The 25,502-nt window shown below is 60.2% G+C and carries 19 protein-coding genes; 8 read left to right on the plus strand and 11 right to left on the minus strand.

What is annotated here, in order from left to right:
• Position 1: 1 nt before the first annotated feature.
• The 6 genes from BLT98_RS23560 (at position 2) to BLT98_RS23585 (ending at position 6,966) form a co-directional block, all read left to right on the plus strand.
• A complete protein-coding gene (locus BLT98_RS23560) occupies positions 2-931 on the plus strand; it encodes a pseudouridine-5'-phosphate glycosidase (RefSeq protein ID WP_034785582.1) in 930 nt (309 codons plus the stop codon).
• Positions 932-1,016: 85 nt separating this feature from the next.
• Entirely contained in the window at positions 1,017-1,919 is a 903-nt protein-coding gene (locus BLT98_RS23565) for a LysR family transcriptional regulator (RefSeq protein WP_034785584.1), read from the plus strand.
• Positions 1,920-2,307: 388 nt separating this feature from the next.
• Positions 2,308-3,303 (plus strand): BMP family lipoprotein, encoded by a 996-nt coding sequence (locus BLT98_RS23570; protein ID WP_092611955.1) that lies wholly within the window; start codon positions 2,308-2,310, stop codon positions 3,301-3,303.
• Between the two features lie 81 nt (positions 3,304-3,384).
• A complete protein-coding gene (locus BLT98_RS23575; protein ID WP_070260161.1) occupies positions 3,385-4,914 on the plus strand; it encodes an ABC transporter ATP-binding protein in 1,530 nt (509 codons plus the stop codon).
• Positions 4,911-5,990 (plus strand): ABC transporter permease, encoded by a 1,080-nt coding sequence (locus BLT98_RS23580; RefSeq protein WP_034785591.1) that lies wholly within the window; start codon positions 4,911-4,913, stop codon positions 5,988-5,990. Before BLT98_RS23575 ends, BLT98_RS23580 begins: the two co-directional genes overlap by 4 nt.
• A 4-nt stretch (positions 5,991-5,994) precedes the next feature.
• Entirely contained in the window at positions 5,995-6,966 is a 972-nt protein-coding gene (locus BLT98_RS23585; RefSeq protein WP_034754516.1) for an ABC transporter permease, read from the plus strand.
• Between the two features lie 54 nt (positions 6,967-7,020).
• Here BLT98_RS23585 and BLT98_RS29735 read toward each other — a convergent pair whose 3' ends face one another.
• A complete protein-coding gene (locus BLT98_RS29735; protein WP_092611958.1) occupies positions 7,021-7,971 on the minus strand; it encodes an NUDIX domain-containing protein in 951 nt (316 codons plus the stop codon).
• A 75-nt stretch (positions 7,972-8,046) separates the two neighbouring features.
• Between BLT98_RS29735 and BLT98_RS23595 the strand changes: the two genes are divergently transcribed.
• Complete coding sequence (locus BLT98_RS23595; protein ID WP_092611961.1) at positions 8,047-8,811, plus strand: DeoR/GlpR family DNA-binding transcription regulator; 765 nt, start codon at positions 8,047-8,049, stop codon at positions 8,809-8,811.
• Between the two features lie 35 nt (positions 8,812-8,846).
• On the opposite strand, the gene BLT98_RS23600 is transcribed toward BLT98_RS23595, so the two are convergent.
• From BLT98_RS23600 to puuE, 10 genes are all read right to left on the minus strand, one after another.
• Entirely contained in the window at positions 8,847-9,917 is a 1,071-nt protein-coding gene (locus BLT98_RS23600) for a S1/P1 nuclease (protein WP_092611965.1), read from the minus strand.
• 2 nt (positions 9,918-9,919) lie between these two features.
• Positions 9,920-11,149, minus strand: coding sequence for a phospholipase D-like domain-containing protein (locus tag BLT98_RS23605; protein ID WP_092611968.1), 1,230 nt, complete (start codon positions 11,147-11,149; stop codon positions 9,920-9,922).
• 18 nt (positions 11,150-11,167) lie between these two features.
• Positions 11,168-12,853, minus strand: coding sequence for a bifunctional metallophosphatase/5'-nucleotidase (locus BLT98_RS23610; RefSeq protein ID WP_244517656.1), 1,686 nt, complete (start codon positions 12,851-12,853; stop codon positions 11,168-11,170).
• 158 nt (positions 12,854-13,011) lie between these two features.
• Positions 13,012-15,336 carry a TonB-dependent receptor gene (locus tag BLT98_RS23615; protein ID WP_244517658.1) on the minus strand — a complete coding sequence of 775 codons (2,325 nt, stop codon included), beginning with the start codon at positions 15,334-15,336 and terminating at the stop codon, positions 13,012-13,014.
• Between the two features lie 567 nt (positions 15,337-15,903).
• A complete protein-coding gene (locus BLT98_RS23620) occupies positions 15,904-17,406 on the minus strand; it encodes an adenosine deaminase family protein (RefSeq protein ID WP_092611974.1) in 1,503 nt (500 codons plus the stop codon).
• A 43-nt stretch (positions 17,407-17,449) separates the two neighbouring features.
• Positions 17,450-18,766, minus strand: a complete 1,317-nt coding sequence (guaD, locus tag BLT98_RS23625; protein WP_092611977.1) for a guanine deaminase — start codon at positions 18,764-18,766, stop codon at positions 17,450-17,452.
• A 9-nt stretch (positions 18,767-18,775) separates the two neighbouring features.
• Positions 18,776-19,843 (minus strand): xanthine dehydrogenase accessory protein XdhC, encoded by a 1,068-nt coding sequence (gene xdhC, locus BLT98_RS23630; RefSeq protein ID WP_092611980.1) that lies wholly within the window; start codon positions 19,841-19,843, stop codon positions 18,776-18,778.
• Between the two features lie 9 nt (positions 19,844-19,852).
• Complete coding sequence (xdhB, locus tag BLT98_RS23635) at positions 19,853-22,198, minus strand: xanthine dehydrogenase molybdopterin binding subunit (protein ID WP_092611983.1); 2,346 nt, start codon at positions 22,196-22,198, stop codon at positions 19,853-19,855.
• 10 nt (positions 22,199-22,208) lie between these two features.
• Positions 22,209-23,675 carry a xanthine dehydrogenase small subunit gene (gene xdhA / locus BLT98_RS23640; RefSeq protein ID WP_092611986.1) on the minus strand — a complete coding sequence of 489 codons (1,467 nt, stop codon included), beginning with the start codon at positions 23,673-23,675 and terminating at the stop codon, positions 22,209-22,211.
• A gap of 99 nt (positions 23,676-23,774) precedes the next feature.
• Entirely contained in the window at positions 23,775-24,728 is a 954-nt protein-coding gene (gene puuE, locus BLT98_RS23645; protein ID WP_092611989.1) for an allantoinase PuuE, read from the minus strand.
• 121 nt (positions 24,729-24,849) lie between these two features.
• Here puuE and uraH point away from each other — a divergent pair, with 121 nt between their 5' ends.
• Positions 24,850-25,203, plus strand: a complete 354-nt coding sequence (gene uraH / locus BLT98_RS23650; protein WP_092611992.1) for a hydroxyisourate hydrolase — start codon at positions 24,850-24,852, stop codon at positions 25,201-25,203.
• Positions 25,204-25,502: the final 299 nt, after the last annotated feature.

Genomic DNA, 25,502 nt, shown 5'->3' on the forward strand with positions numbered 1-25,502 from the left:
CATGACCCAATTACAGAATTTCCTCTTGTTCTCGCAAGAAGTGCTCGACGCGCGCGCCGCCGGCAAGGCCATCGTGGCGCTGGAGTCGACCATCATTTCGCACGGCATGCCGTATCCGCAAAACGTGGAAATGGCGCGCGAAGTGGAGCAGATCATCCGCGACGGCGGCGCCGTGCCGGCCACCATCGCCATCATCGACGGCAAGATCTGCGTGGGCCTGTCGCCCGAGCAACTGGAATTGCTGGGCACCTCGCCCGACGCCATGAAGGTCAGCCGCCGCGACCTGCCGTTCGTCCTGTCGCAGCGCAAACTGGGCGCCACCACCGTGGCCGCCACCATGATTTGCGCGGAACTGGCCGGTATTTCCGTGTTCGTCACGGGCGGCATCGGCGGCGTGCACCGCGGCGCGGAAACGAGCTTCGACATTTCCGCCGACCTGCAGGAACTGGCGCAAACCTCGGTGGCCGTCGTCTGCGCGGGCGTGAAATCCATCCTCGACATCGGCCTGACCCTGGAATACCTGGAAACCCACGGCGTGCCCGTCATCAGCGTGGGCCAGGAAGGTTTCCCGGCATTCTTCACGCGCGAAAGCGGCTTCAAGGCCGATTTCCGCCTCGACACGGCCGCCGAACAAGCCGCCTTCATCGGCACCAAGTGGCAGTTGGGCTTGACAGGCGGCGTGGTCGTCAGCAACCCCGTGCCAGCCGCGCAAGCCATGCCCAAGGAAGAAATCGATGCCATCACCACGCAAGCGCTGCAGGAAGCGGACGCGGGCGGCGTGAAGGGTAAGCAAGTCACGCCATTCCTGTTATCGCGCATCAAGCAACTGACGGATGGCCGCAGCCTGGCGACGAATATCGCGCTGGTCAAGCACAATGCCCAGGTCGGCACCGCGCTGGCCATTGCCATGCAGGCGGTCGTGGCACGATAATAGGACTGCTGTAAAGAAAGCGCGCGCGCCTTCACGGGTTCGTGCGCCGTTCCATCGCCTAGCAACACGCAACGCCAAGGAAAGCATGTCCATCGATCTGAAACAGTTAAAGTATTTTCTTGCCGTTGCCGAGGAGAAAAGCTTCAGCCGCGCCGCCGAGCGCCTGCATATCTCGCAGCCGCCCCTGAGCCAGCAGATCATGAAACTGGAAAGCGAACTGGGCGTGCGCCTGTTTGCCCGCACCACGCGCACGTTCGAGCTGACCGTGGCGGGCAAGGCGCTGATGAACGAGGCCGCCGACCTGCTGGCCAAGATGCGCATGACCATCGACACCATCCGCCAGATCGACCGCGGCGAAGTGGGCCGCTTGCGCGTGGGCATCGTCGGCTCGGCCATGTGGGGGCCCATCCCCAGCCTGCTGGAAGAATTCCAGACCAAATTTCCCCGCGTCACCTGGACCATCCATGAATTCGGTCCCACGGTGCAATACGAAGCCTTGCGCGCCAAGCAGATCGACGTGGGCTTCTGGCGCGAACCCAAGCTCAACGACGACGACTTGCGTCACGATAATCTGCGCCAGGAACTGTGCTTCCGCGAAAATGTCTGCGTGGCCGTCAATGAACACCATCCGCTGGCGAAAAACACGGCCATCGAGCTGATCGACATCGCCCACGAGCCGATGCTCACCCTGAACCTCGATAAATCCGCGTTTCCCCGCTACCTGGTGCAATGCTGCATCAATGCCGGTTTCGAACCCGTGATCTTCCAGGAAGCGAGCGAGCCGCAAACCCTGCTGGCCATGGTCGGCGCAGGCCTGGGCGTGACCCTGGTGCCGGAAACGACAAGCCGCATCGGCTGGCCCGGCGTCGTGTTTCTGCCGATCAAGACGAATCCCCCATCGGCCAACCTGTACATCAGCTACACCACGCTGGACGACGCTCCCGTCGTGCGGGCCTTCCTGAATATCCTCAATCCCCCGGCCGTCTAAGCTGCGGCACCACCTATTTATATGCACTGCGTATAAATACATAAACAAAAACGTATTTGTCATACATATCTGGCATGATGCATAGTGATTCGGACGCCCATCGCGGCGCCGGTCCCGTGCTTGCCCTGCCCGTCAACTGACGGCGCATCCCAGCCCGCTCCGGCAGCCCCATTCGATGTTGTACCTATAAAAGAGACGGGGCGCGACTGTTGCATGAGCATCACACTGACGACATAAAAGCACACGAGGCCAGCAATGATCTTGTGCAATACAGTGCAATGTTGATAAGGAATTATCACCTCGTGCATCAAAAACAGGCTAAATCGGCCCCAAATTATATGTTTCACCTATAAAAAATATACAATATCGATCTTCCAGGAGCCAATTCATGAAACTTACACAATTTAGTTTGACGATCGCAGCCGTATTTCTGACTGCTCAAGCGTCCGCGGCTACCCCAAAACTGGGTGTCGTGTATGACGCGGGCGGCAAGTTCGACAAGTCGTTCAACCAATCCGCTTTCGAAGGCGCATCGCGCTTCAAAAAAGACACGGGCATTTCCTTCATCGAAGTGCAGGCATCGAGCGATACGCAGGCTGAACAGGTCATGCGTGGCCTGGCCCGCAAGAAACTCGACTTGATCGCCGCCATCGGCTTTGCGCAAACGCAAGCCGTGCAAAAGGTCGCCAAGGAATTCCCGAACGTAAAATTCGTGCTGATCGACGGCCAGGCCGCCGGCAGCAACGTCAATTCCGTCGTCTTCAAGGAAGAAGAAGGTTCCTACCTGGTGGGCGTGGCAGCGGCCATGGCCAGCAAGAGCAAGAAAGTCGGCTTCATCGGTGGCATCGATATTCCACTGATCCGCAACTTCGCCTGCGGCTACGCGCAAGGCGCGAAGGCCGTCAATCCGAAGATGGAAATCACGCAAAACATGGTCGGCACCACGTCCGGCGCCTGGAATGACCCGGCCAAGGGTGGCGAACTGGCCCGCTCGCAATTCGAGCGCGGCGTCGATGTCGTCTTCGCCGTTGCTGGCGGCAGCGGCATGGGCACCCTGCAAATGGCCAAGGAAAAAGGCAAGCTGGCCATCGGCGTCGATTCGAACCAGAATCATCTGTATCCAGGCAGCATCCTGACCTCGATGGTCAAGCGCGTCGACAACACGGTCTACGACAGCTTCATGCAAGTCAAGGACGGCACCTGGAAGGGCGGCGTCAGCTATAAAGGCTTGAAAGAAGGCGGCGTGGATTGGGCGCTCGACGCGAACAACCGCAAGCTGATCACGCCGGAAATCGAAAAGCGCGTGTTGGGTGCGCGTAAGGACATTATCGATGGCAAGATCAAAGTGATCGATTACCGCGTCGGCAGCAGCTGCCCGGTTTAATTTTTCTCCGTATCTTTTAGCGCGCCGCCGGGGCCAGTCTCCGCGCGGCGCGTTTCCATAAAACTATCCAGTTATGAACCTATGCAGCCAGCAGTAGAATTTCGCAGCATTTCCAAGCAGTTTGGACATGTGAAGGCGAACGCCGACGTCAGCTTCTCCATCGCCAAGGGCAGTATCCATGGCCTGGTGGGGGAAAATGGCGCAGGCAAATCGACCTTGATGAGCATCCTGTACGGATATTACCGTGCCGACGGCGGAGAAATCCTGCTCGACGGAAAAGTACAGCCTATCCGCAACAGCCAGGAAGCGATCAACCTCGGCATTGGCATGGTGCACCAGCATTTCATGCTCGTCGAGAACTTCACCGTCCTCGACAATATCATGCTGGGCACGGAAGGCGGCTTTCGCCTGGCCAGCCACCGCACGGAAGCGGAAGCCAAGCTGCGCGAGATTTGCGCGCGCTACCGCCTCGACGTCGACCCGCTGGCAAAGATCGAAGACCTGTCAGTCGGCGCACAGCAGCGCGTGGAAATCCTCAAGCAGATTTACCGCAGCGCCAATATCCTGATCCTCGACGAGCCGACGGCCGTGCTGACGGCCCAGGAAACGGCCTCGCTGTTTGAAATCCTGCGCCTGTTCAAGGAGCAAGGCAAGACCATCATCCTGATCACGCACAAGCTGCAAGAGATCCTGGAAATCACCGACAACGTCACCGTCATGCGCGGCGGCACGGTGGTGGGCGCCGTTGCCACGGCAACTACCTCGAAAGAGGAACTGGCCAACATGATGGTCGGCCGCCCCATCCAGAGCCACTTGCCGCGTGCCCCATACAATCCGGGCGCCACGGTGCTGGAAGTGGACGGTCTGCAACTGGCCGACGAGCAACAGGTCAAGCTGCTGGCCGACATTGGTTTCAACTTGCGCGCCGGCGAAATCGTCGCCATCGCGGGGGTCTCGGGCAATGGCCAGAGCGAGCTGCTGGAAATTCTGTCGGGCATGCGCTTGCCCACCTCGGGCAAGCTGCGTTTTCTCGACAAGGACTTGCCGTTTGCCAAGCGCCACGATGCCGACGGCTTGCCGCTGGCCTTCCGCGAGCTGGGCATCGCCCACATTCCGGAAGACCGCTTGCGCGATGGCGTGGTGAAGAATTTCTCCGTCATGCAAAACACCATCCTCGGCTACCAGGATCACCTGAAAAACCGCTGGGGCCTGTTCAACTTCAAGGCCATCGGCGCCCGCTGCGCGGAACTGCTGAAGACTTTCGACGTGCGCCCGGCCAATCCGGACCTGCGCATCGGCCTGCTGTCGGGCGGTAACCAGCAAAAGGTGGTGATCGCGCGCGAAGTACTGGCCAAGCCGAAACTGATGCTGGTGGGTCAGCCCACGCGCGGCGTCGACATCGGCACCATCGAAAGCATCCATACGCAATTGCTGGCCCTGCGCGACGCGGGCGTGGCGATCCTGCTGGTGTCCGTTGAACTGGAAGAGGTGCGGGCGCTGGCCGACCGCATTCTCGTCATGTGCGGCGGACGCATCACCGGCGAACTGAAAATTGAAGAATTCGATACCACCCGCATCGGTCTATTGATGGGGGGAATGCATAAATCATGAATAACGACTTGCCACGCTGGGCGACAGCCTTTGTCATGCCCATGTTAAACCTGCTGTCGGCCTTGCTGGTCGCAGCCCTGGTGATTTATATGCTGGGCGAAGATCCCGCCGAATCGCTGGGTATCCTCGTCAACAGCGCCGTCCTCAATCCGGAAGGCTTGAGCTACACCCTGTTCTACGCCAGCACCTTCATCTTCACGGGCCTGTCGGTGTCCGTGGCGATGCAGGCCGGGCTGTTCAATATCGGTTCCGAAGGCCAGATGTATATCGGCGGTCTAGGCTTGACGGTGGCCATGCTGGCCTTCGACCAGACCCTGCCCGCCTGGCTCCTGATTCCAGCCGCCATGATCGGCGCGGCCCTGTTTGGCGCGCTGTGGGGCTTCCTGCCCGGCTACCTGCAAGCGAAGCGCGGCAGCCACATCGTCGTCACCACCATCATGTTCAACTTCATCGCCGCCAGCCTGATGAACTTCGTGATCGTGAAATACCTGATCCCGCCTGGCGAGCAGAACACGGCCAGCCGCGTGTTTGCGGAAAGCGGCGAAATGCCGCGCCTCTCCACCTGGTTCCCGTCGCTGGGCGACACGCCGCTGAACATCAGTTTTATTCTGGCGATCGCCGCGCTGGTGATCTATGGCGTGATGGTGTGGCGCTCGTCGTGGGGCTTCAAGCTGCGCGCCACGGGCTTGAACAAGCATGCGGCCCACTATGCGGGCGTGTCGATCAGCAAGATGATCATCATCGTCATGCTGATCTCCGGTGCGCTGGCGGGCCTCGGTTCCGTCAATTCCATCATGGGTTCGACGCATTATCTGTCGCTCAATTTCGTCGGCGGCGCCGGCTTCATCGGCATCGCCATCGCCCTGATGGGCCGCCAGCATCCGGTCGGCATCTTTTTGTCGGCCGTGCTGTTCGGTGCGCTGATCCAGGGTGGCTTCGACCTGTCGCTGGAAAAACCGAATATCCCGACGGAAACTTTCATTTTCATCCAGGGCTTGATCATCCTGTTCTGCGGCGCCATGGAAAACTTCTACGCACCGGCCATTTCCGCCCTGCTCAAGCGCACCAAAGGCTAACACCATGACACTCGACGACTTTCAATTCGCCAGCATCCTGGTATCGACCGTGCGCAATGCGCCCGTCCTGATCTTTGCCGCCATGGCCGGCCTGTTTGCCGAACGCAGCGGCATGATCGACATCGGCCTGGAAGGCAAGATCCTGGCCAGCGCCTTCGCTTCCGCCGCCGTGGCCTACACGACGCAAAACCCGTATTACGGCATGGCTGCCGGCATGCTCGTCTGCGTCGCCCTGGCCCTGCTGCAGGCTTACGTCAGCATTACGCAAAAGGGCAACCAGCTGGTGGCCGGCATGGCGATCAATATCGCCATGAGCGGGCTGACGTTCGTGCTGGCGCAGTTCTTCTTCCAGCAAGGCGGCCGCACGCCCGACCTCGGTTCGGCGCGGCTGTTCGACGTGGTCTTGCCGGGCACACAGTACGTGGAGCACATTCCCTTCATCGGCTGGGTATATGCCCACCTGATCGGCGGCCATTCCATCCTCGTCTATGTGGCGTTCCTGCTGATCCCGCTCGTGCACTGGCTGCTGTACCACACGCGCTTCGGCCTGCGCCTGCGCGCCTGCGGCGAAAACCCGCACGCGGCCGATTCGGCCGGCGTGAGCGTGGAAGCAACGCGCTACCTGGCCATGCTGGTGGCCGGCATCCTGTGCTCGTTCTCGGGCGCCTACCTGGCCATCGTGCAAAGCGGCTTCTTCTTGCGCGACATGTCGGCCGGTGCCGGCTACCTGGCCCTGACGGCCATGGTGTTCGGCAACTGGCGTCCCGTCTACACCTTCCTCGGCTGCCTGATGTTCGGCTTCTTTGCCGCCATCCAGATCCAGATTGAAGGCGTGGACTTGCCGGTCGTGGGCCGCATCCCCGGCTCGCTGATCCAGATGGTGCCATACGTCGTCACCGTGATCGTGCTGGCGGGCTTGATGGCGAAATCCATCGCGCCAAAAGCCATTGGTATCCCGTTCGTCAAATCGCGTTAGATTTCAACGAGCGCATGACAAAAGCGAAGCCCGCGGGCTTCGCTTTTTTTACGCCTACGAAATCTCATCCAGCGAGAAAAACACGGCCAGGCCCAGGCTGCGCGCCACCGCCACCATCTGGTCCGCCCCAGCCGATGCGCCACCGAGACGCAGCACGGCATCGCAATGGCTCAATAAACGCGTCGCATGCGCATGGAACAATTCCTCGTACACGGCGTCGCCTACCCGGGTGGAACCGGCCAGCGCCAGCATGGGCAAGGCCAGCCATTCACCGAGCACGGGCATGTGTCCCATGGCATACAGGGGCAGGCAAACGGCTTGCATGGCGTCCACATTGCGCTGCATCAAGAGCGGATCGTCACCCGTGCCTGAACGGTAGGGGCCGGCAACCAGTATCTGCATGCCCTGATTCACCGGCATCAGTTGCAATTGCGCATGCTGCAGCAGCATGATGGTCTTGCCATCGCAGATGCGCCCATCGGCCACCATCTGCAGCGCCTGCGCCAGGGGCAGTTCCAGCACTTCGATATCCTCGCCCTCGTGCGCCAGGCCACCGCCGTCGCCGATGCGGCTGGCCGGATCATATTCGCCGACAAAAAAATGCAGGCGTTCCGTCACGGAACCGGGACTCATGAAAGCCTGGAATATCTTGTGCACCTGCCCCACCCGGTAACCGGTTTCCTCTTCCACCTCGGCGCGGATGCGCTCTTCAGCACTGGCTTCTTCCAGCAAGCCGGCCGCCGATTCGATGAGGAAGCCGTCATGGCCTTCGCGGTAGGTGGGAAAACGGAACTGGCGGATCAGGATCACCGTGCGTTTTACCTTGTTGTAAAGCAGGATGGTGGCGCCATCGCCGCGGTCATAGGTTTCCCGCGTCTGCGTCTGCCATTCGCCATCGTGGCGCAGATAGTCGAACGTGGTCTTTTGCAATAGATACCAGTCGTGCGACAGGGTCTGCACCTGCTGGATGCGTACCCTCTCCTGTCCCAAATTGTCTTCGCGCATATCATCTCCTTGTGCTTGTATTTTCCGACTTTATCATGCAAACTCGTGCAATATCAAGAATTAACAAGAAAAATCATGCTGACACATCAACGCAAACAATATCTGCTGGACTTGCTCCAGCGCGAAGGACAGATCGTCGCCAAGGCCGTCAGCGATAGCCTGGGCTTGTCGGAAGACACGATACGGCGCGACCTGCGCGAGCTGGCAAAAGAAGGACTATTGGAGCGCGTGCATGGCGGCGCCCTGCCCTTGCTGCCGCGCTCGCCCGCGCTGGCGCCGTTTGCGGGACGCGAACAGATCTCCCCCGAAGCCAAGCCCGCCATCGGCCGCGCGGCGGGCGCCATGATACAAACGGGACAAGTGGTATTCCTCGATGGCGGCACGACCGCCGTGCAGCTGGCGCGCCAGCTGCCGCGCGACTTGCGCGCCACCATCGTCACGCACAGCCCGTCGATTGCCGTCGAACTGGTGAATCACCCATCGATCGAAGTGCTGATGCTGGGCGGGCGCCTGTACAAGCACTCGATCGTGGGCGTCGGCGCGGCGACCGTGGAAGCCATCGGCCGCATCCGCGCCGATCTGTATTTCATGGGCGTGTCCAGCCTGCATCCGCAAGCGGGCATCACCACCGGCGATTATGAGGAAGCATGCGTGAAGCGCGCACTGAGCGCGGCGTCAAGCCGCACTGTCGTGCTGGCTTCGCCGGAAAAGTTCAATACGGCCTCGCCGTTCCAGGTCGCGCCCTTGAGCCAGGTCAACGACATCATCGTGCACCGCGACGTGGATGATGCGCTGGTCGCGCCCTACCGCGAGATGGGAATCGCCGTCATCCTGGCATGAAAAAAGCGGCCCGCAGGCCGCTTTCGAATGCCATCTTACTGCGGCCAGATCGCCTGCAGCACGGCCGCCAGGTGATAGCCGCCCTCGATCAGCTGCTGCTTCGCCAGCGCCGAGCTGGGCACCGGATAATTATCGGGCACCGTCAAGCTCCAGACGTTGTAGACCTCGCCCTTGCGGCTGGTCTGCTGCGTGGCCGGGCCGGCCACCACGTCCGTGAAGGCAATCTTTGACGCCGCCAGCGAGGCATCGGCCCACTGATACGGCCAGGTGGCGGGGTCGCCGCTATTGGCGCTGACCACAGGCGCGCTGGCGATCACGGTGCGGGCGAACTGCTGCGGCGTGTGCGTGCTCAGGCGGCGCATGGCGTAATCGACCACGGTCGTGTCCCAATACGAATGCAGGGGCTTGGTGGGCGACTTCGGATACGCGCTGGCTGGCTTGGCCGTGCCCTCTTCTGCCGGCAGCGGCGCGGGAATCAGGGCGTCGGACAGCGCCGTCATCTTCGCATCGTCGAGCAGCAAATCGTTGCCGCCACGTGCATTGAAAATGGCGATGTCGTCGATCTGCGCCTGCGTGGCGGGCACAAAGAACTGGCCATCCTTGCCGAGAAACGCATTGCCAACATGCAGTGGCTGATGGATATCGCCTACCAGGTGCGTGATCAGGATCAGGGCTTCGCGCTGGCTGAAGCCGTGCGGATTGCTGGCCGCGTCAGCCTTGCCTTGCAACACCAGGATCGCCTGCCTGAGCGTTTGCACGATATCGTCGTCGGCCGTGCCTACGCCATGGTCATGGTAGTGCGCGTTCTGGAACGGCACATTCGTGTAATGGTATTCGCCATGCTTGGGGTTGGCCGCCACATAGGTCAGCATTTCCGGCGATTGCGGACCGCAATACGTGCCCTTTACGCAATCGGGCCAGTTGGCGATCTTTTCCAGGCTTTCGCCTGGCAGCAGCAATTTGGCCACCTGTGCCTGGGCGGCACTGCCCTTGAGCAATTGATCGGCGATGGCGCCCACGGCGCGGTGGCCGTCATTGCCCCACGCCAGCACATTGCCGGAAGCGAAAGCGGCACCCAGCGCCAGCGCGCACAGTAATTTTTTCATGTTCACTCCTTGCCTTGCGGCGCGGCCTTGGCCGGTTTCGGATACTGCTTGTTGATGTCGATGGGCTGCGCGTACGCCGAGCTCCACGTCTGCTCATGCAGCGCGGCAATGCGCTGCGCCATCTGTTCGTTGCGCAGCACCACTTCCAGGTTGCGCGACAAGTCGAAATAACCGCCCGCCCAGTTGCTCGTGCCGACCCAGGCCAGCTTGCCGTCGATGCTCATGGTCTTGCTGTGGATCACGCGCGCGAACGGGATAAAACCCGTCGACGCCGTGGGTATCGTCACGATGCGGATTTCCACGTTCGGCACCAGGGCCAGACTTTTCAGGTAGGCGATGGCCGGCGCTTCGGTGTTCCAGGCGGACACCATCAGCTTGATTTTCACGCCGCGCTGGGCGGCTGTGCGCACGGCGTTGTCGATCACGGCGTAGTACGGACGCGTGCGGTTCGGGCCGTAGGACAGCGGTGCATAATCGAGCAGCTGGATGCGCACTTCGCTTTTCGCTTCCGCCAGCAAGGCGGGCAAGCCTGTTTCCGAGTCACCCACGCCGGCCGGGTTGTAGGCATTCGGGCTGGCCAGCAGGAAAGCGTTTTGCGCGTAGTTGGCCGGCACGACCTTGCTGTTGAGCACAGTGGCGCGGCTGCCTTGCGACGTCAATGCCTGGGCCTGCCAATCCTGCTCGAAGATGGCTTGCACCTGGCTCACCATGCCTGGCTCCGTGATCTTCAAGCCCGTCTCATGGATGTGCTCGAACGAGCGCCAGTCGAAATTCTGGCTGCCGATGTACGCCACCTGGCCATCGACGGCCAGGTATTTCGCATGCACGATGCCGTTGCCCGTGATTTTATTGAAGTCGATGAGGCGCAAGTCCAGGTTAGGAATCGCCTTGATCCGGGCGATGGTGGCCGCTTCCGACAGGCCCACGCCCTTCTGGTCCAGCAGGAAACGGATCTTCACGCCGCGCTGGCCGGCGGCCGTCAGGCTGGCCAGCACCTTTTCAAAAGCCGTGCCCGGCTTGCTGACGGCGTAGAACTGGGCGATGACGATTTCTTTTTTGGCCGAATCAAACAGCTCGCTCCACACGGCGACGGGTTCGCGCAGGTCGGGATTCGTCAAGCTCGTTTCCACGGGCGAAGTGTGCACCAGCTCAAAGCCGGGAATGGTGAAATCCGCGTGGGCCGTGCCCGCGAACAGGGTAGTGACGAGCAGGGAAACAAATAAACGACGCATGGTTTTTCCTTGTAAAGATTATTGGACGCGCACGATGCGGCCGGCCGCCGTGGCGCTGCCAGCCGGTTTGCCGACGCGCGCACGGTCGATCAGGTAATTGCTGAAGGCGTCGATGTCGCGCACGCCCGTGTCGAGCCGGCGCGTGCCGGCCGCCAGCACGGTGAAACGGTCGCCGCCGCCGGCCAGGAAACTGTTGGCGGCGACACGGTATTGTTGATTGTCATCAATGGCGACGCCATTGAGCATGATGCTGCCCGGCAGCACGCGCTGGCCCGGCGGCCGCGTGCTGTCCCAGCGGTAACTAAAACCTTCGGACACTTGCAACAGGTTGCCCTCGCCTGCCTCTTCGCCCGGCCATTGCTGCTCGAGCAAGATACGGATTTGCGCGCCGGAAAGACTCACGACGATCAGGGTATTGCCGAACGGTACCACGGCCTGGTTCTGGCCCACGTTCGTCATCAGGTCGGCGCCCGCTTCCAGGTCCTTGCGGATGCCGCCATTGTTCATCAGGCCGATTTGCGCACCGGCAGCGCGCGCGCCGAACAGGGTGCTGTCGGCCACCAGGTCGCCCAGCGGGGAAGCGCCGCCGCCCTTGGTGCTGCGGCCCACGTTCGGCACGGCGATACTGGCCACGGGACGCGACAATTCGGCCGCACTGCGCTGCTTGACCGATTCCAGGTAGGCTGCCACGGCCGGGTCCGGCTCATACATGCCTGGCAGCATGACGACGTTTTGCGCGCTGGCATCGATCACCGCATTCTTGACGGGATCGACCTTGAGCTTGATGCGCGTCAACATGTGTCCGCCCATCTGCGCCTGCGTCACCAGGCGGCCATCGACACGGCACAGATAACCCTGGTGCGAATGGCCGCTGATGACCAGCTGAATCGCCGGGTCGAGGCGTTTCACCACGTCGACCACTTCGCCGTTCAGGTGGCTGCAGTCGGGCTGGTCGACGGCTTCCTTGGTCTCGCCGCCCTGGTGCAGCAGCACGACGAACACGCCCACGCCTTGCGCCCGCAGTTGCGGCAAGGTGGCGTTGATGGCGTCCGCTTCATCGCCAAACTGCAGGCCGGCAATGCCGGCGGCCGTCACCACGGACGGCGTATCCTTCAGCACGGCGCCGATCAGGCCCACCTTGACGCCATGCGCCTCTTCGATGCGGTAGGCGGGCAGCAGGGGCTTGCCCGTTTGCGTGTCGATGACATTGGCCGCCATATAAGTGTAGCTGGCGCCCTTGAAGTCGGGCGTGAATTTGCACGCCTTGTCGGCGCGCGATGATTCACAGCCGCCGCGCTGCTGGCGCAGCAATTCCGCCTTGCCCTGGTCAAATTCATGGTTGCCGACGGAACTGGCCTTCATGCCCAGCATGTTCATGGCGACGATGCTCGGTTCGTCCGCCCACAGCGCCGACATGGCGGGACTGGCACCGACCAGGTCGCCATTGCCGACAAAGATCAGCTGGGCATCTTCGCGCCGCCACGCCGTCAATGCGCCGGACAAGGTATCGATGCCGCCGGCCTGCACCGTCTTGCGCTCGGCATCGGCGACGCTCGTGTAGGTAAATTTGCTGCGGTCGAGATTGCCGTGAAAATCGTTCAGGGCAACCAGGTTGATATCGACGGGCGCCACGGGATGGGTGGCGCAACCGGTCATGGCGGCGGCGATGGCCACCGCGATCAGGGATAAGGGCAGTGTTTTCATAGGCTTCGCAGCATAGCGCAACGGCCGGGGTACGGCATTGCGCAAACGGGTTAAACAAGGTCCGGCTGCACAACGCCGCCAGAAAAGAAAAACGGGCCCTGAGGCCCGTTGCAACACATCGCGCGCAGCCTGGCCTGCAGGCTGCGCGTCAGCGTCGATTAGATATCGATCGACAGGGTGACCGATACGAAGCGTGGTGCGCCCAGGTAGTAACGCTGGGTATCAACCGACGTCGTCACGCCAGCGATAGGCTGGGTGTTCTTGACGGTGGTCGAGGACGGATTGCGGTACTGCTTGTCCGTGATGTTGCTCAGGTTAAATGTCAGCTTAGGACGCTTGATGTAACCGAAGTTGGCAAAGGTGTAGCCGCCATCGATACCGAAGGTGGTGTAGCCTGGCGCCGTTTCATCATTGACCATCGATGCTTGCTGCTGGCCGGTGGCGCGCGCTTTCACGCGGGTCCAGAACGAACCATTCTGGTACTCGATCGACAGGCCGGCTTTCTTCTTCGGCGTGTTGATCATTTCCTTGCCAGCAGTCGGCAGGTACACATTCGTCGCGGACAGCATGTCGTCCTTGATTTTGCTGTTATTGAAACCCAGCGAACCGTACATTGCCCAGCCATTGATCGGCGTATTGCCGATTTCAAATTCCAGACCCTTGTTGCTGACGCGGCCCACGTTGGTGTAGCTGCTCGACTGCGTGATTGGATCGAAGGTGGTTGCCTGGCGATCCTTGAAGTCGACGAAGAACGCCGTCACCGAAGCGATGAACTTGTCATCCTGGTGGCGATAGCCGATATCGGTATTCCACGACGACTCTTGTTTCACATCACCAACAAAGTTGGCAACGCCATTGACCACTTTCACGCTGGTGCCGATGTTGCCGAACACGAAGTTAGGTGGTGCTTTGACGTTTTTGGCGACCGAAATGAACAATTGATCGTCGTTGGTGATGCGGTAACGGGCGCCCAGTTGCGGCAGCAGGGTGTTGTATTTCTTGATCAGGTTGTACGGCTTGACGTTGTTGTTTTCGTCGCCGTAGTTGGTGAAGTCACGCTTCACGTTCGGGCTACGTACGCCGATATTGATCTTCAGCTTGTCATCGTTCAGGCTGATCGTGTCTTGCAGGAAGAACTGATAAGCGGTCGAAATCGACATCCAGTTACGGCTTTGCGCTGGCGTGCCATCCGGACGCAGGATCTGGCCGTTTTGCAGCCAAGGATCTTGCGAGATACCATCATTGCTCAATGCCAGCATCGGGCCCGTTTGCTGATGGCGAGCGCGCTCGTACCAGAAGCCACCGAGCACATCGTGGTTGCCGGACGACCAGTTCAGCGACGCGGTCACGCCTGGACGGAAGGTCTTGGTGACGCTGGCGTTAGCGACCAGGACGGTGTCAAGGGTGTCGCCGTCGCCGTTCAAGTCCACGGTGCCATTACGCATGCCAGTGGCTGCGTCATAGAAAGCTTTTTCCGACTGGGCGCGCTGTTGCACACCACCGTTACCATAGCCGTACCAGATGTATGGCAGTACTTTCAGGTCCAGGTTCTCGTTCAGGCGGAACTTGGCCGTTGCCGATGCGATGGCATTCTTGAACGGGTTGATGCCCAGCTTGTAGAAGGCTGGAGACTGCGTGGTTTCCACTTGGGCAGTGCCTTTGACCGGCTTCAGATGGCCTTTGAAGGTATCGGCATAGTCGAAGTTATAACCGTTCTTGTTGATTTCAGCCAAGGTCAGGTTATTGATGTTGTTGTTCATCGCCTCGTTGTACAGCAAGGTGGCGTGAATATAGTTGAAACGGTCCCAGTCGTAGTTGATGCCGGCATCGATATGGTCGCGCTTGGCGCCGCCCTTGCCTTTCCATTTGTCGGCTTCAGCATGCGAAGCGGACACGAACATCTTGGTGCGCTTGTCCGAGAACAGGCCGGTGTCGACGCGCACGAAGGTTTTCTTCATGTTCAGTTGACCGATGGTCTGCATCATGCGCAGGCGGTGCTTGTCTTCAGGATTGCAGGTGTTGATACCGAAGTTGCCGCCGGTGGCGCCCACTTGTGGCGAATCGGCATCGGTCGAACCCTGGGTCACGGTTTGCGAGCAGGTATTTTCCTGGTCAACATATTCTTGTGGGTAGATGGCAAAACTACCGGAGTCATTCACCGGCACGCCGTTGATCGTGGCGCCGATCTGGTCGGAGTTAAAGCCGCGCAGTGTCAGGCCGCCGCCGAACAGGCCAGTTGCATCGTAGTTGTAGCTATTAACAGCTGGCAACATTTCCAGGGCTTCGTACGCATTTCCCGTTGGACGTTGCTTTTCCAGTTCTTCTGCCGTAATCGTGCTGCGTGCCTTTGGGGCATCTTCCGTCACCATCAGGCCCATACCGGTTTTTTTCGCGGTAATGACCACTTTTGCGGCTTCGACGTCGGTTTGCGCATGCGCAGTGGAGATGCCGAAGCAAGCCAGTTGGCATGCCACTGCGATCATACTTAGTCGCAATTTTGGTTGTTGAATGAACTGCATTTGAACCCCCTAGAGTGTGTTGTAACTTACAAGATTTTGACTTGCTTATATTGTGGTGAAACACGGAAACTATCCAACTAGACACGGCAGTATAAAGATCGAATATTTCAAATCCGTTACACGGATATGACCGCAATGTGACAGGAGCCGCTAGACATCCTGAATTGTCACAAAAGCGATATCAAAAATGACTTATTCAATTCTTCGCCGTCCAACTATGCATTAAGGTCTGTAGGCTGACAAATACGTTTTTTTTTAATAATTTATATATAAAAAATATAAATCACCGCTGGAAGCCGCATTTTTTGTATCAACCGAGCAAGCTCACCTCATCGGGGCGAAATTATAGATGAGCGGCAAGACTTGGAAATTGTTTCAGAAAATAATTGCAAGAAAGCACTACTAGCGCATCATTTTTTGTCGTAAAGGCACAACAAAAAGGATAAAAGGAGGGTTTTGTAACTATGAAGAACAGGAGGTTACGCGACCGCTAGTCGCGGTCGCGTGGAAAGGAACAGAGGTGAAATACTTTTACGGTTTTACAACAGTTGCTTTGCGATCACTATTTGCGATCAAGGCTTCGAAACGGGTGAAACGGGCATCGAGCGCTTTCAGCAAACGTTGCTTGTCCGCTTCCGCCAAGAAGGAATAGCGCAGACTGTTGTAGGACAGTTTTTTGATTTCCGCATAATCCGTCTTGTACTGGCTGGCAAACAGCACGTATTCATTCGACAAGGTATTGCGCGAGACGCCCGCGTCATCGGTAGAAATCACGAACGGCACGCCATATTTGCGGTACAGGGTGATCGGATGCGCCTGGCCCTTGATACCGAGAATGTAATCGTTGCTGGTCAGGTTCACTTCCACGGGGATGTTACGCTCGCGCATTTTCTGCATGGTTGCCAGCGCATTGTTTTCGTACGCGATATCCATGCCGTGACCGATACGGTCGGCGCCTGCCACATCGACGGCTTCGGCAATATGGAACGTCATGCCTTCCGGCGGCACCATGCCCAGCGCCAGCTCGCCAGCGTGCAGTGCGATCTTGACGTTTGGATACTTAGCCTTGAGGAACTTGAACATTTCCATGTGCAGGCTGTAATCGCGCATCGACACGTTCACGCTTTCCTGGCCCACGATGTTCACGCCCACCAGCAGCGGATTCAGGCTCGCTGCCTTGAACGCGGCCACCATGGACGAGAACACTTGCGATGGCGACAGGAAACGCAGCACATACGCCTGGTAGCGCATGGTGAAGTTCGCATCGTCGATGCCGGCGCTGCTGGCGTTGACGTTGTCGTTGTAGGCAGTGATGCTTTTCTGGAAGCTGGCATCCTGCTCCAGGCTGCCGGTCCAGTTGGCCAGCACGGCTTGCAACGCTGCCGGCTGCAAGCCCGGCGCCAGCACCTGCTGGTCGAACTGCGCGTTCTGCACGAATGGCGACAGTTCGAAAATCGTCTCGATATAGCTGAGGTTTTCCGCGATGGCGCGCTGCTTCAGGGTTTTCAAGCCGTCAGCCGTGTTGCTCGACGCAACGGGGCCGAAGTAGCCGAAGGTGTCAAAAAAAGTGCGGTCCGGCGGCGTCTGGATGGCGCCGTGGTTATAGAAATCCTTGGTCGACCAGCGCTGCAGCAATTCCGCATACAGGCCCGCATCGGCAAACACTTCCGTGGACGACAGGCATCCACGCTGCGCGGCCGGCTTGGCGCGCTCGGCCGCCACGACATCCTTGTTGCTTTCGATGCGGTACGTCGTCTTGTTGACGCAATAGTTTTCCTTGTCGACCCAGTCGAGGAATTGCTCCGCGTAAATGGCGCCCGAGTAATGGTGATGCAGATCACCGCCCTTGGGCATCATGGAAAAGAACAGGCTCAACTCGGCTGTCTTCGGCTGCGCACCGGCAACCAGGGCAGCAAAATGGCGCGCGGTGGCCGCTTCGTTGGAAGACGGGGCGGCTACCGCCTTGGCGGCCTGCGCCGTTCCGGTCAATGCCAGCGCGGCGCCAAGCGCCAGGCCAGTGAGTTTCTTGTGCATTAGCGTTCTCGCTCAGGATAATTCGTGTTGAACAACGGGTAGGTCAGCCCTGCCCCCGCACATGCACGCATTGCCCGCCTGAATAGGTGGCGGCCACGGCGCGGTCGTCGCCCAGCAGCGCAAAGGCAAACAGCAATTCCTCCAGGCTTTGACAGCCGGCCGTGCGGCGCTCGAGCAACGGCGTCGACTGCTTGTCGAGCACAATAAAATCCGCTTCCGTGCCTGCCGTAAAATTGCCGAGGGTGCCTTCCAGCTGCATGGCGCGCGCGGCGCCCAAGGTCGCCAGGTAAAACATGCGCAAGGCGGGCAGATAGCTGCCTTTCAAGCGTGCTACTTTATAGGCTTCGTTCATGGTTTGCAACATCGAGAACGAGGTGCCGCCGCCCACATCGGTCGCCAGCGACAGCAGCACTTTCGCCGCATCGGCCCGCTCGAAATCGAACAGGCCGCTACCGAGGAACAGGTTTGACGTAGGACAAATGGCGGCCGCCGACGACGTTTCCGCCATGCGCGCGCGGTCGCGCTCGTCGAGCCAGATGCAGTGGCCAAACATGGCGCGCGGACGCAGCATGCCGTACTGGTCATACACATCGAGGTAGCTGCGCGCCTGCGGATGCAGTTCGCGCACCCAGCGGCATTCATCCTCGTTTTCCGATACGTGGGTCTGCAAATACGTATCCGGATAGGCGCGCGCCAGCTCGCCCGCCAGCTGCATCTGTTCATTCGTGGACGTCGGCACGAAACGGGGCGTGATCGCATACAGCGAGCGGCCGTGCTTGTGCCAGCGCCGGATCAGCTCTTCGCTTTCGCGTGCGCCGGACTCGGCCGTGTCGCGCAGGAACTCGGGGCAATTGCGGTCCATCATGACCTTGCCCGCCACCATGCGCAAGCCGCGCGCCTCGCTGGCGCCAAAGAAGGCATCGACCGATTGCGGATGCACGCTGCCATACACCATGGCCGTGGTGGTGCCGCAGCGCAGCAGTTCATCGAGGAAAAACTCGGCCACGTTGCGCGCATGCTCTGGATTCTCAAACGCGCGCTCGGTAGGGAAGGTGTACGTCTCCAGCCATGGCAGCAAACCGGGGGCAGGCGAGGCGATCATTTCCGTCTGCGGAAAATGCAGATGCGTGTCGATGAAACCCGGCACGATCAGCTTGCCGCGGTAATCGACGATCTCGGTGCCGGGCGGCAAAGTCGCTTGCAGCGATGCATAATCGCCAGCCGCCACGACCTTGCCGTCGGCCACGATCAGCAAGCCGTCCGCATGCCAGGCGTGCGCCTCCTCGGTGAAAGCGGGATCGGCGTGAAAGTGCAGCAAGCTGGCACGGTAAGCTTGCAATGTGGCAGGAACTATCGGCATGACTTCTTTCTATAACGGGTGAATGGCGGCGCGTTTCTCGCGTCGCGGTGGCGCACTGGCAGTAGCCAGCCGCAGCGGTGCGGCCAGGGCGGCCGCGGCCGCTTCCTCCCACACCATGAGTAGTTGACAGGCAACGGAAGCGGCGATCACGGCCGGCGCCTTGTTGCGGATGCCGGGCATGCCGATCGGACAGACCATGGCGGCAATGCGCTCATCCGGTACGCCGCGCGCCTGCAGTCGGTGCTCGAATTGCTTGCGTTTCGTGTGCGAACCGATCAAGCCGAACCAGCCCGCATCCTTGCGCTCCATGATGGCTTGCGTCAAGCGTTGATCGAGCGCATGGCTGTGCGTCATGACGAGAAAACTGCCGCTCGGCGGCGCCATGGCAACGAATTCCTCGGGCGTGTCGGTGGCGGCGATGCGCACGTTATCTGGCAGTTGCTCTGGAAACATGTCTTCGCGTTCATCGACCCAGGTGATATTGCAGGGCACGTGGGCCAGCGCGCGCACGATGGCGGCGCCCACGTGACCGGCGCCAAACAAGGTCAGGTGCGCGCGCGGCGCCAGGCAGGGGTCGACCAGCCAGCGCCGCCCCTTGCCATCCTGAGCGACATGGGTACTGCGTTCGCGCGCGAACGTATTGGGTGCATGGCTTGGTGCGCCGGCAATCAGTTTACCGGCGGCATCGAACAGGGCCGACGCGGCATCACCGTCAAGCGCCGTGACTTTCCAGCTGTCATGCTGGCGCCGTTCGCGCAAGGCGGCCAGCAATTCGTTCAAGCTGGCATCGACATACTCGAACGCCAGGTGGACGACGCCACCGCAGCATTGTCCCAGGCTGGGGCCGAGCGCAAAACGCTCGAGCCGCGCATGGGTATCTGCCGTGGCCAGCATGGTCTTGGCAATTTCCACGGCACGCAATTCCAGGTGGCCGCCACCGATGGTGTCCACCTGGCCTTCAAGGGTGACGCGCATCTTCGCGCCCGCCTCGCGCGGCCCCGAGCCTTCCACCAGGGCGACCGTCACCAGCACGGATGCCTGCGTGTCATTCTCGATTGCTGTCAGCCAGTCGCTCATCCTCTGCTCCTAGGCGCCGGCATGCGCCGCTTGCACGGCCATGACCGCCTTGAGGATTTCCTCGCTGGTAGCGGGGGCATTCAGCGGTGGCTGCACGGCGTGATGGCCCACGCTGGAAATGGCGTCGCGAATGGCAAAGAAGACGGAGAACGGCAGCAGCAACGGCGGTTCGCCCACGGCTTTGGAACGGTGGATGCTGTCTTCCACGTTGCGGTTCTGGAACAACTTGACGCGAAAATCTTCGGGGCAATCGGAAATGCCGGGAATCTTGTACGTCGATGGCGCGTGCGTCATCAGCTTGCCCGCCGCGTTCCACCACAGCTGCTCCGTCGTCAGCCAACCCATGCCCTGGATAAATGCGCCTTCCACCTGACCCAGATCAATCGCAGGATTCAATGACTGGCCAGCGTCGTACAAGGCGTCCGCACGCAGCAGCTTCCATTCCCCCGTCAAGGTATCGACCACCACTTCAGCCACGGCCGCGCCATACGCATAGTAGGAAAACGGATGGCCCTTCATCGTCTTCGCATCCCACGACAGGCCAGGCGTGGCATAAAAGCCGTCCGACCACAGTTGCACCCGGGCCAGATAAGCCTTCTGCACCAGCTCGGCAAACGCAACGACATGGCCATGCACGTGGATATGGTTATTGAAGAAGCGCACTGCAGCAACGTCGCCGCCGTACAGTTTGACCGCGTAATCGGCCAGGCGTTCACGGATCTGGCGCGCCGCATCCTGCGCCGCCTTGCCATTCAGGTCGGCGCCGGTGGACGCTGCCGTGGCCGACGTGTTCGCCACCTTGCTGGTATCCGTGGCCGTGGCCCGTACGCGCTCCAGGTCCAGCCCCAGTTCGTGCGCCACCACTTGCATCACCTTGGTATTGATACCCTGCCCCATTTCCGTGCCGCCATGGTTGACCAGTACGGAGCCATCCACATACACGTGGACCAAGGCACCTGCCTGGTTCAGATGCGTGACGTTGAAGGCGATGCCGAATTTCAGCGGCGTGAACGCCAGGCCCTTCTTCAGGATCGGGCTGGCCTCGTTGAAGGCGTCGATGGCGCGGCGGCGCGCGCGGTAGTCGCTGCTCTCCTCTAGCTCAGCGACGAGCTCGTGGATGACATTATCGACGATGGTCTGCCCATACGGTGTGACATTGCGCCCCTCGGTATCGTTGCGCCCATAGAAATTGAGCAGGCGGATATCGAGCGCATCGCGTTGCAAATGGCGGGCGATTTCATCGATCACATACTCGATGGCAATGGCGCCCTGCGGCCCGCCAAAGCCCCGGAAAGCCGTGTTCGACTGGGTATTCGTCTTGCCGCAGGCGGCGCGGATATCCACGTCGGACAGGTAATAGGTGTTGTCGAAGTGGCAGACGGCGCGCGTGGCGACGGGGCCGGACAGGTCGGCCGAATAGCCGGCACGCGTGGTCATGTCGACCTTGGCGGCAAGTATCCTGCCCTCATCGTCGTAGCCCACTTCGTATTCATAGTAGAAACAGTGGCGCTTGCCCGTCACCAGCATGTCGTCGTCGCGGTCGGCGCGCAGTTTCACGGGGCGCTTCAGTTTGGCCGCCGCAATCGATGCGGCCGCCGCCCACAGGGCCGACTGCGATTCCTTGCCACCGAAACCGCCCCCCATGCGCCGGCATTCGACGGTAATGTTGTGCGAATGCACGCCCAGTGCATGCGCCACCACGTGCTGCATCTCGCTCGGATGCTGGGTCGAACACAGCACCAGCATGCCTTGCGCTTCCTTCGGGATGGCGTAGGAAATCTGTCCTTCCAGATAAAACTGTTCCTGGCCGCCCACATACAGCTGGCCCTTGACCACATGCGGCGCGCCCTCGAACGCAGCCTGGTAGTTGCCGCGTGTCAGCTGCATCGGCGGCAGCACATACGATTGCGCGGCCTTGGCCGCTTGCGGCGTCATGATCGCGGGCAATTCCTCGTACGATACCTGCGCCAGGCGGGCAGCGCGGCGCGCATGGTCGTGCGTATCGGCCACCACGATAAAGATGGGCTGGCCCACGTATTGCACCAGTTCCGCAGCCAGGATGGGATCGTCATGGATGATAGGGCCGCAGTCATTGGTGCCGGGAATGTCCTGCGCCGTGTAGACGGCGGCGACACCGTTCGCACTGCGCACGGCCGACAAATCCATGGCCGTGATGCGCGCGTGCGGCTTTTGCGACAGGCCCAGCGCCGCGTGCAAGGTGCCTTGCAACTCGGCGATATCGTCCGTGTATGTGGCTTGCCCCAGCACATGCAATTGCGCAGATTCATGTGGACTGGGCTTGCCCACGGCGGCCCAGGCGGCCGCTTGCAGTTCGGGCGTGGCAGGATGGTTCATGCTGGTCCTTTCAGGCGCGGCAAGCGTAGGCGTTGACGGCAGTGCGCAACAGCGGCGCACCGAGGCGTGTTTCCAGCCAGAAGCGGCGCAACAGGTTTTGCGCCGTCGTCATGCGGTAGGTATCCGATGCGCGCATGTCCGACAGGGGCGCGTAATCGTCGGCCAACAAACGCATGGCGATGACCAGATTGTCTTCCGTCCATGCTTGTCCGCGCAAAAACGCTTCCGTTTGCGCGGCGCGCTGCGGCGTGGCCGCCATGCCGCCAAAGGCGATGCGCGCATCGACGATGCGCTCGCCATCGAGCTCAAAAGCAAACGCGGCGCATACGGCCGAGATATCCTGGTCGAAGCGCTTGGCCAGCTTATACGTGCGGAATTGCACCTCGGCACGCGGCAAGGGCACGCGCACGGCTTCGACGAATTCGCCTGGCTGCATATCTTTCTTTTGATAAGCCAGATAGAAGTTTTCCAGCGGCATGATCCGCTGGCCGGCGGGACCGCGCAGCACGATCTCGCTGCCCAGCGCAATCAGCCACGGCATCGAGTCGCCGATGGGCGAGCCATTGGCCACATTGCCGCCCAGCGTACCGGCGTTACGGATCGGCAAGGAAGCAAAGCGTTGCCATAGTTCAGACAATTCCTGCGGATAATGCCCGCACAGCGCCGCATAGGCATCGTTGAGGCTGGCGCCGGCGCCGATGTGCAACTTGCCATCGTCCACCACGATGGTTTTCAGCGCAGCGACGTTACCCAAATAAATGATGTCGCCCAGGTCGCGCAATTGCTTGGTCACCCACAAGCCGATATCGGTGGAGCCGGCCAGCAGGCACGCTTGCGGCTTTGCCGCGCGCAGTGCCACCAGTTCATCAATGCTGCGCGGCGCGTGAAATTGCTGGCCGCCATGTTCATACGTAATCAGGCTGCTGCGCTGCAACGCCTGTAATTGCTGCGCCACGGCATCGCGGTCGAACGTGACGTGCGGCAATTCGCCCATGCGCCTGGCTGCATCGATGATGGGCCGGTAGCCCGTGCAGCGGCACAGATTTCCCGACAGGGTATCGTCGATTTCGCCGCGCGTGGGTGTCTCGCCGTTTTTTTTCAGATACATGCCCCACAAGGACATGACAAAACCTGGCGTGCAAAAACCGCACTGGGAACCGTGACACTCGACCATCGCCTGCTGCACCGGATGCAGGGCGCCGTCAGGCTGTTGCAAGTCTTCCACGGAAAACAGGGCCTTGCCATCGAGGGTAGGAGTGAGCTGGATGCAGGCGTTGACGGCTTTCATCTCGATTTGCCCATCCACCAGGCTGCCGATGACGACGGTGCAAGCGCCGCAATCGCCTTCGGCGCAGCCTTCCTTGGTGCCCGTGCAATGCAAATCCTCGCGCAGGTGCTGCAACACAGTCTGCGTAGGGGCGGCGTTGCGTACTTCCTGTACGGCACCACGGTAGTAAAAGCGGATCGGTTCTGACATGCTGGCCTCGGTATAGTCCCAGTATAGGAGATTAACACCGGCACATGGGACAACTATATGCAAAGACTGATTTTACTTATCATCCAATATCAATACCTATCAAACGCTACAGGGATGCGTCGCGTGCCAGTGTTCGGCAATATCGATGCGGCGCGTGATCCACACATGCTCATGACCTTGCACATAGTCGAGAAAGCGCGCCAGGGCGGCCGCGCGGCCAGGCCGTCCTACCAGGCGGCAATGCAAGCCCACGGACAGCATCTTCGGCTGATTCAAGCCGTTCGGATCGCCTTCCGCGTACAGCACATCGAAGGCATCCTTCAAGTAATCAAAAAACTGCGTGCCCGAATTAAAGCCCTGCATGGCCGCAAAGCGCATGTCGTTCGTGTCCAGTGTATAAGGCACGATCAGCTGTGGCTGCACGGCAGGCATGCCGGAGGCATCCGTGTACGCTACCTTGTCCCAGAATGGCAGATCATCGCCGTAATAATCGGCGTCGTAGCGGAAACCGCCATGCTCGACCACCAGTTTGCGCGTATTCGGAGAATCGCGCCCCGTGTACCAGCCTTGCGGGGCGGAACCCGTCAATTCGCGGATGATCTGCACGGCTTCGCGCATGTGTTCGCGTTCCGTCGCCTCGTCCATGTTTTGATAGGAAATCCAGCGCAAGCCATGACAGGCGATTTCATGCCCCAGTTTCTGGAAGGCGGCCACCGCTTCCGGATTGCGCTTCAATGCCATCGAGACGCCGAATACGGTCAGCGGCAGGCGCCGCTCCTCGAACATGCGCAGCAGGCGCCACAACCCGGCGCGCGAGCCATATTCATAAATCGACTCCATGCTCAGGTGGCGCGCAGGAAAAGCGGCCGCCCCGATCATTTCCGACAAAAACGTTTCCGAGGCGGGATCGCCATGCAGCACGCTGTTTTCCGCCCCTTCCTCGTAATTGAGGACGAATTGCAGCGCGATGCGGGCCTTGCCCGGCCATTGCGGATGGGGTGGCGTGCGGCCATAGCCGATCAAGTCGCGTGGATAATGTTCGTAATTGTTCATGCGGAGGCGCGCCTATAGGAGGACAATGTTGGCTATATGCCCAATCATATAGCCCGGCGCAGTCACCGGTATATGATTTGCACGATAAGCACATTCACTCACCCTATATACAGGATAGCAAATGGGAAAACTCAGCACGCATGTACTCGATATCGCCCACGGCAGGCCGGGAGCCGGCGTCAAGGTGGCCCTGTTTTCAGTTGCGCCGGAAGGCAAAGTGTTATTGAAGATGGATATGACGAACAGCGACGGCCGTTGCAGTTCACCCTTGCTGGAAGGCGACAGCATGAAAGCGGGCCAGTATGAACTGGTCTTCAATGCAGGAGACTATTTCGCCGCCCAAGGCGTGGAACTGCCCGCCCCCCGCTTCATCGACCTGGTCACCCTGTCCTTCGGCATTGCGCATACAGACGAGAACTACCACGTGCCGCTGGTGGTATCGCCGTGGTCGTATTCGACTTATCGCGGGAGCTAAGGACGTTAAGTAAAAAAGGCAGCGCGCAGCGCTGCCTTTTTTTACGCCTGCTGAACCGAACACCCGGGGTCAGACCCTCCACACCGCCAACGCCAGATTCGACGCCAACGCAGGAGGGGGTCTGACCCCAGCCTTCGTTTGGGGTTCGCCATCACAAACCGCCAGACGAAAAAAAACCCGCCAATTGCTTGACGGGTTTTTCTCTACTGCGAATAACAAGCCTGACGATAACCTACTTTCACACTGGTTGCAGCACTATCATCGGCGCAAAGTTGTTTCACGGTCCTGTTCGGGATGGG

Source organism: Janthinobacterium sp. YR213, from assembly GCF_900099875.1.
Lineage (GTDB): Bacteria > Pseudomonadota > Gammaproteobacteria > Burkholderiales > Burkholderiaceae_D > Janthinobacterium > Janthinobacterium lividum.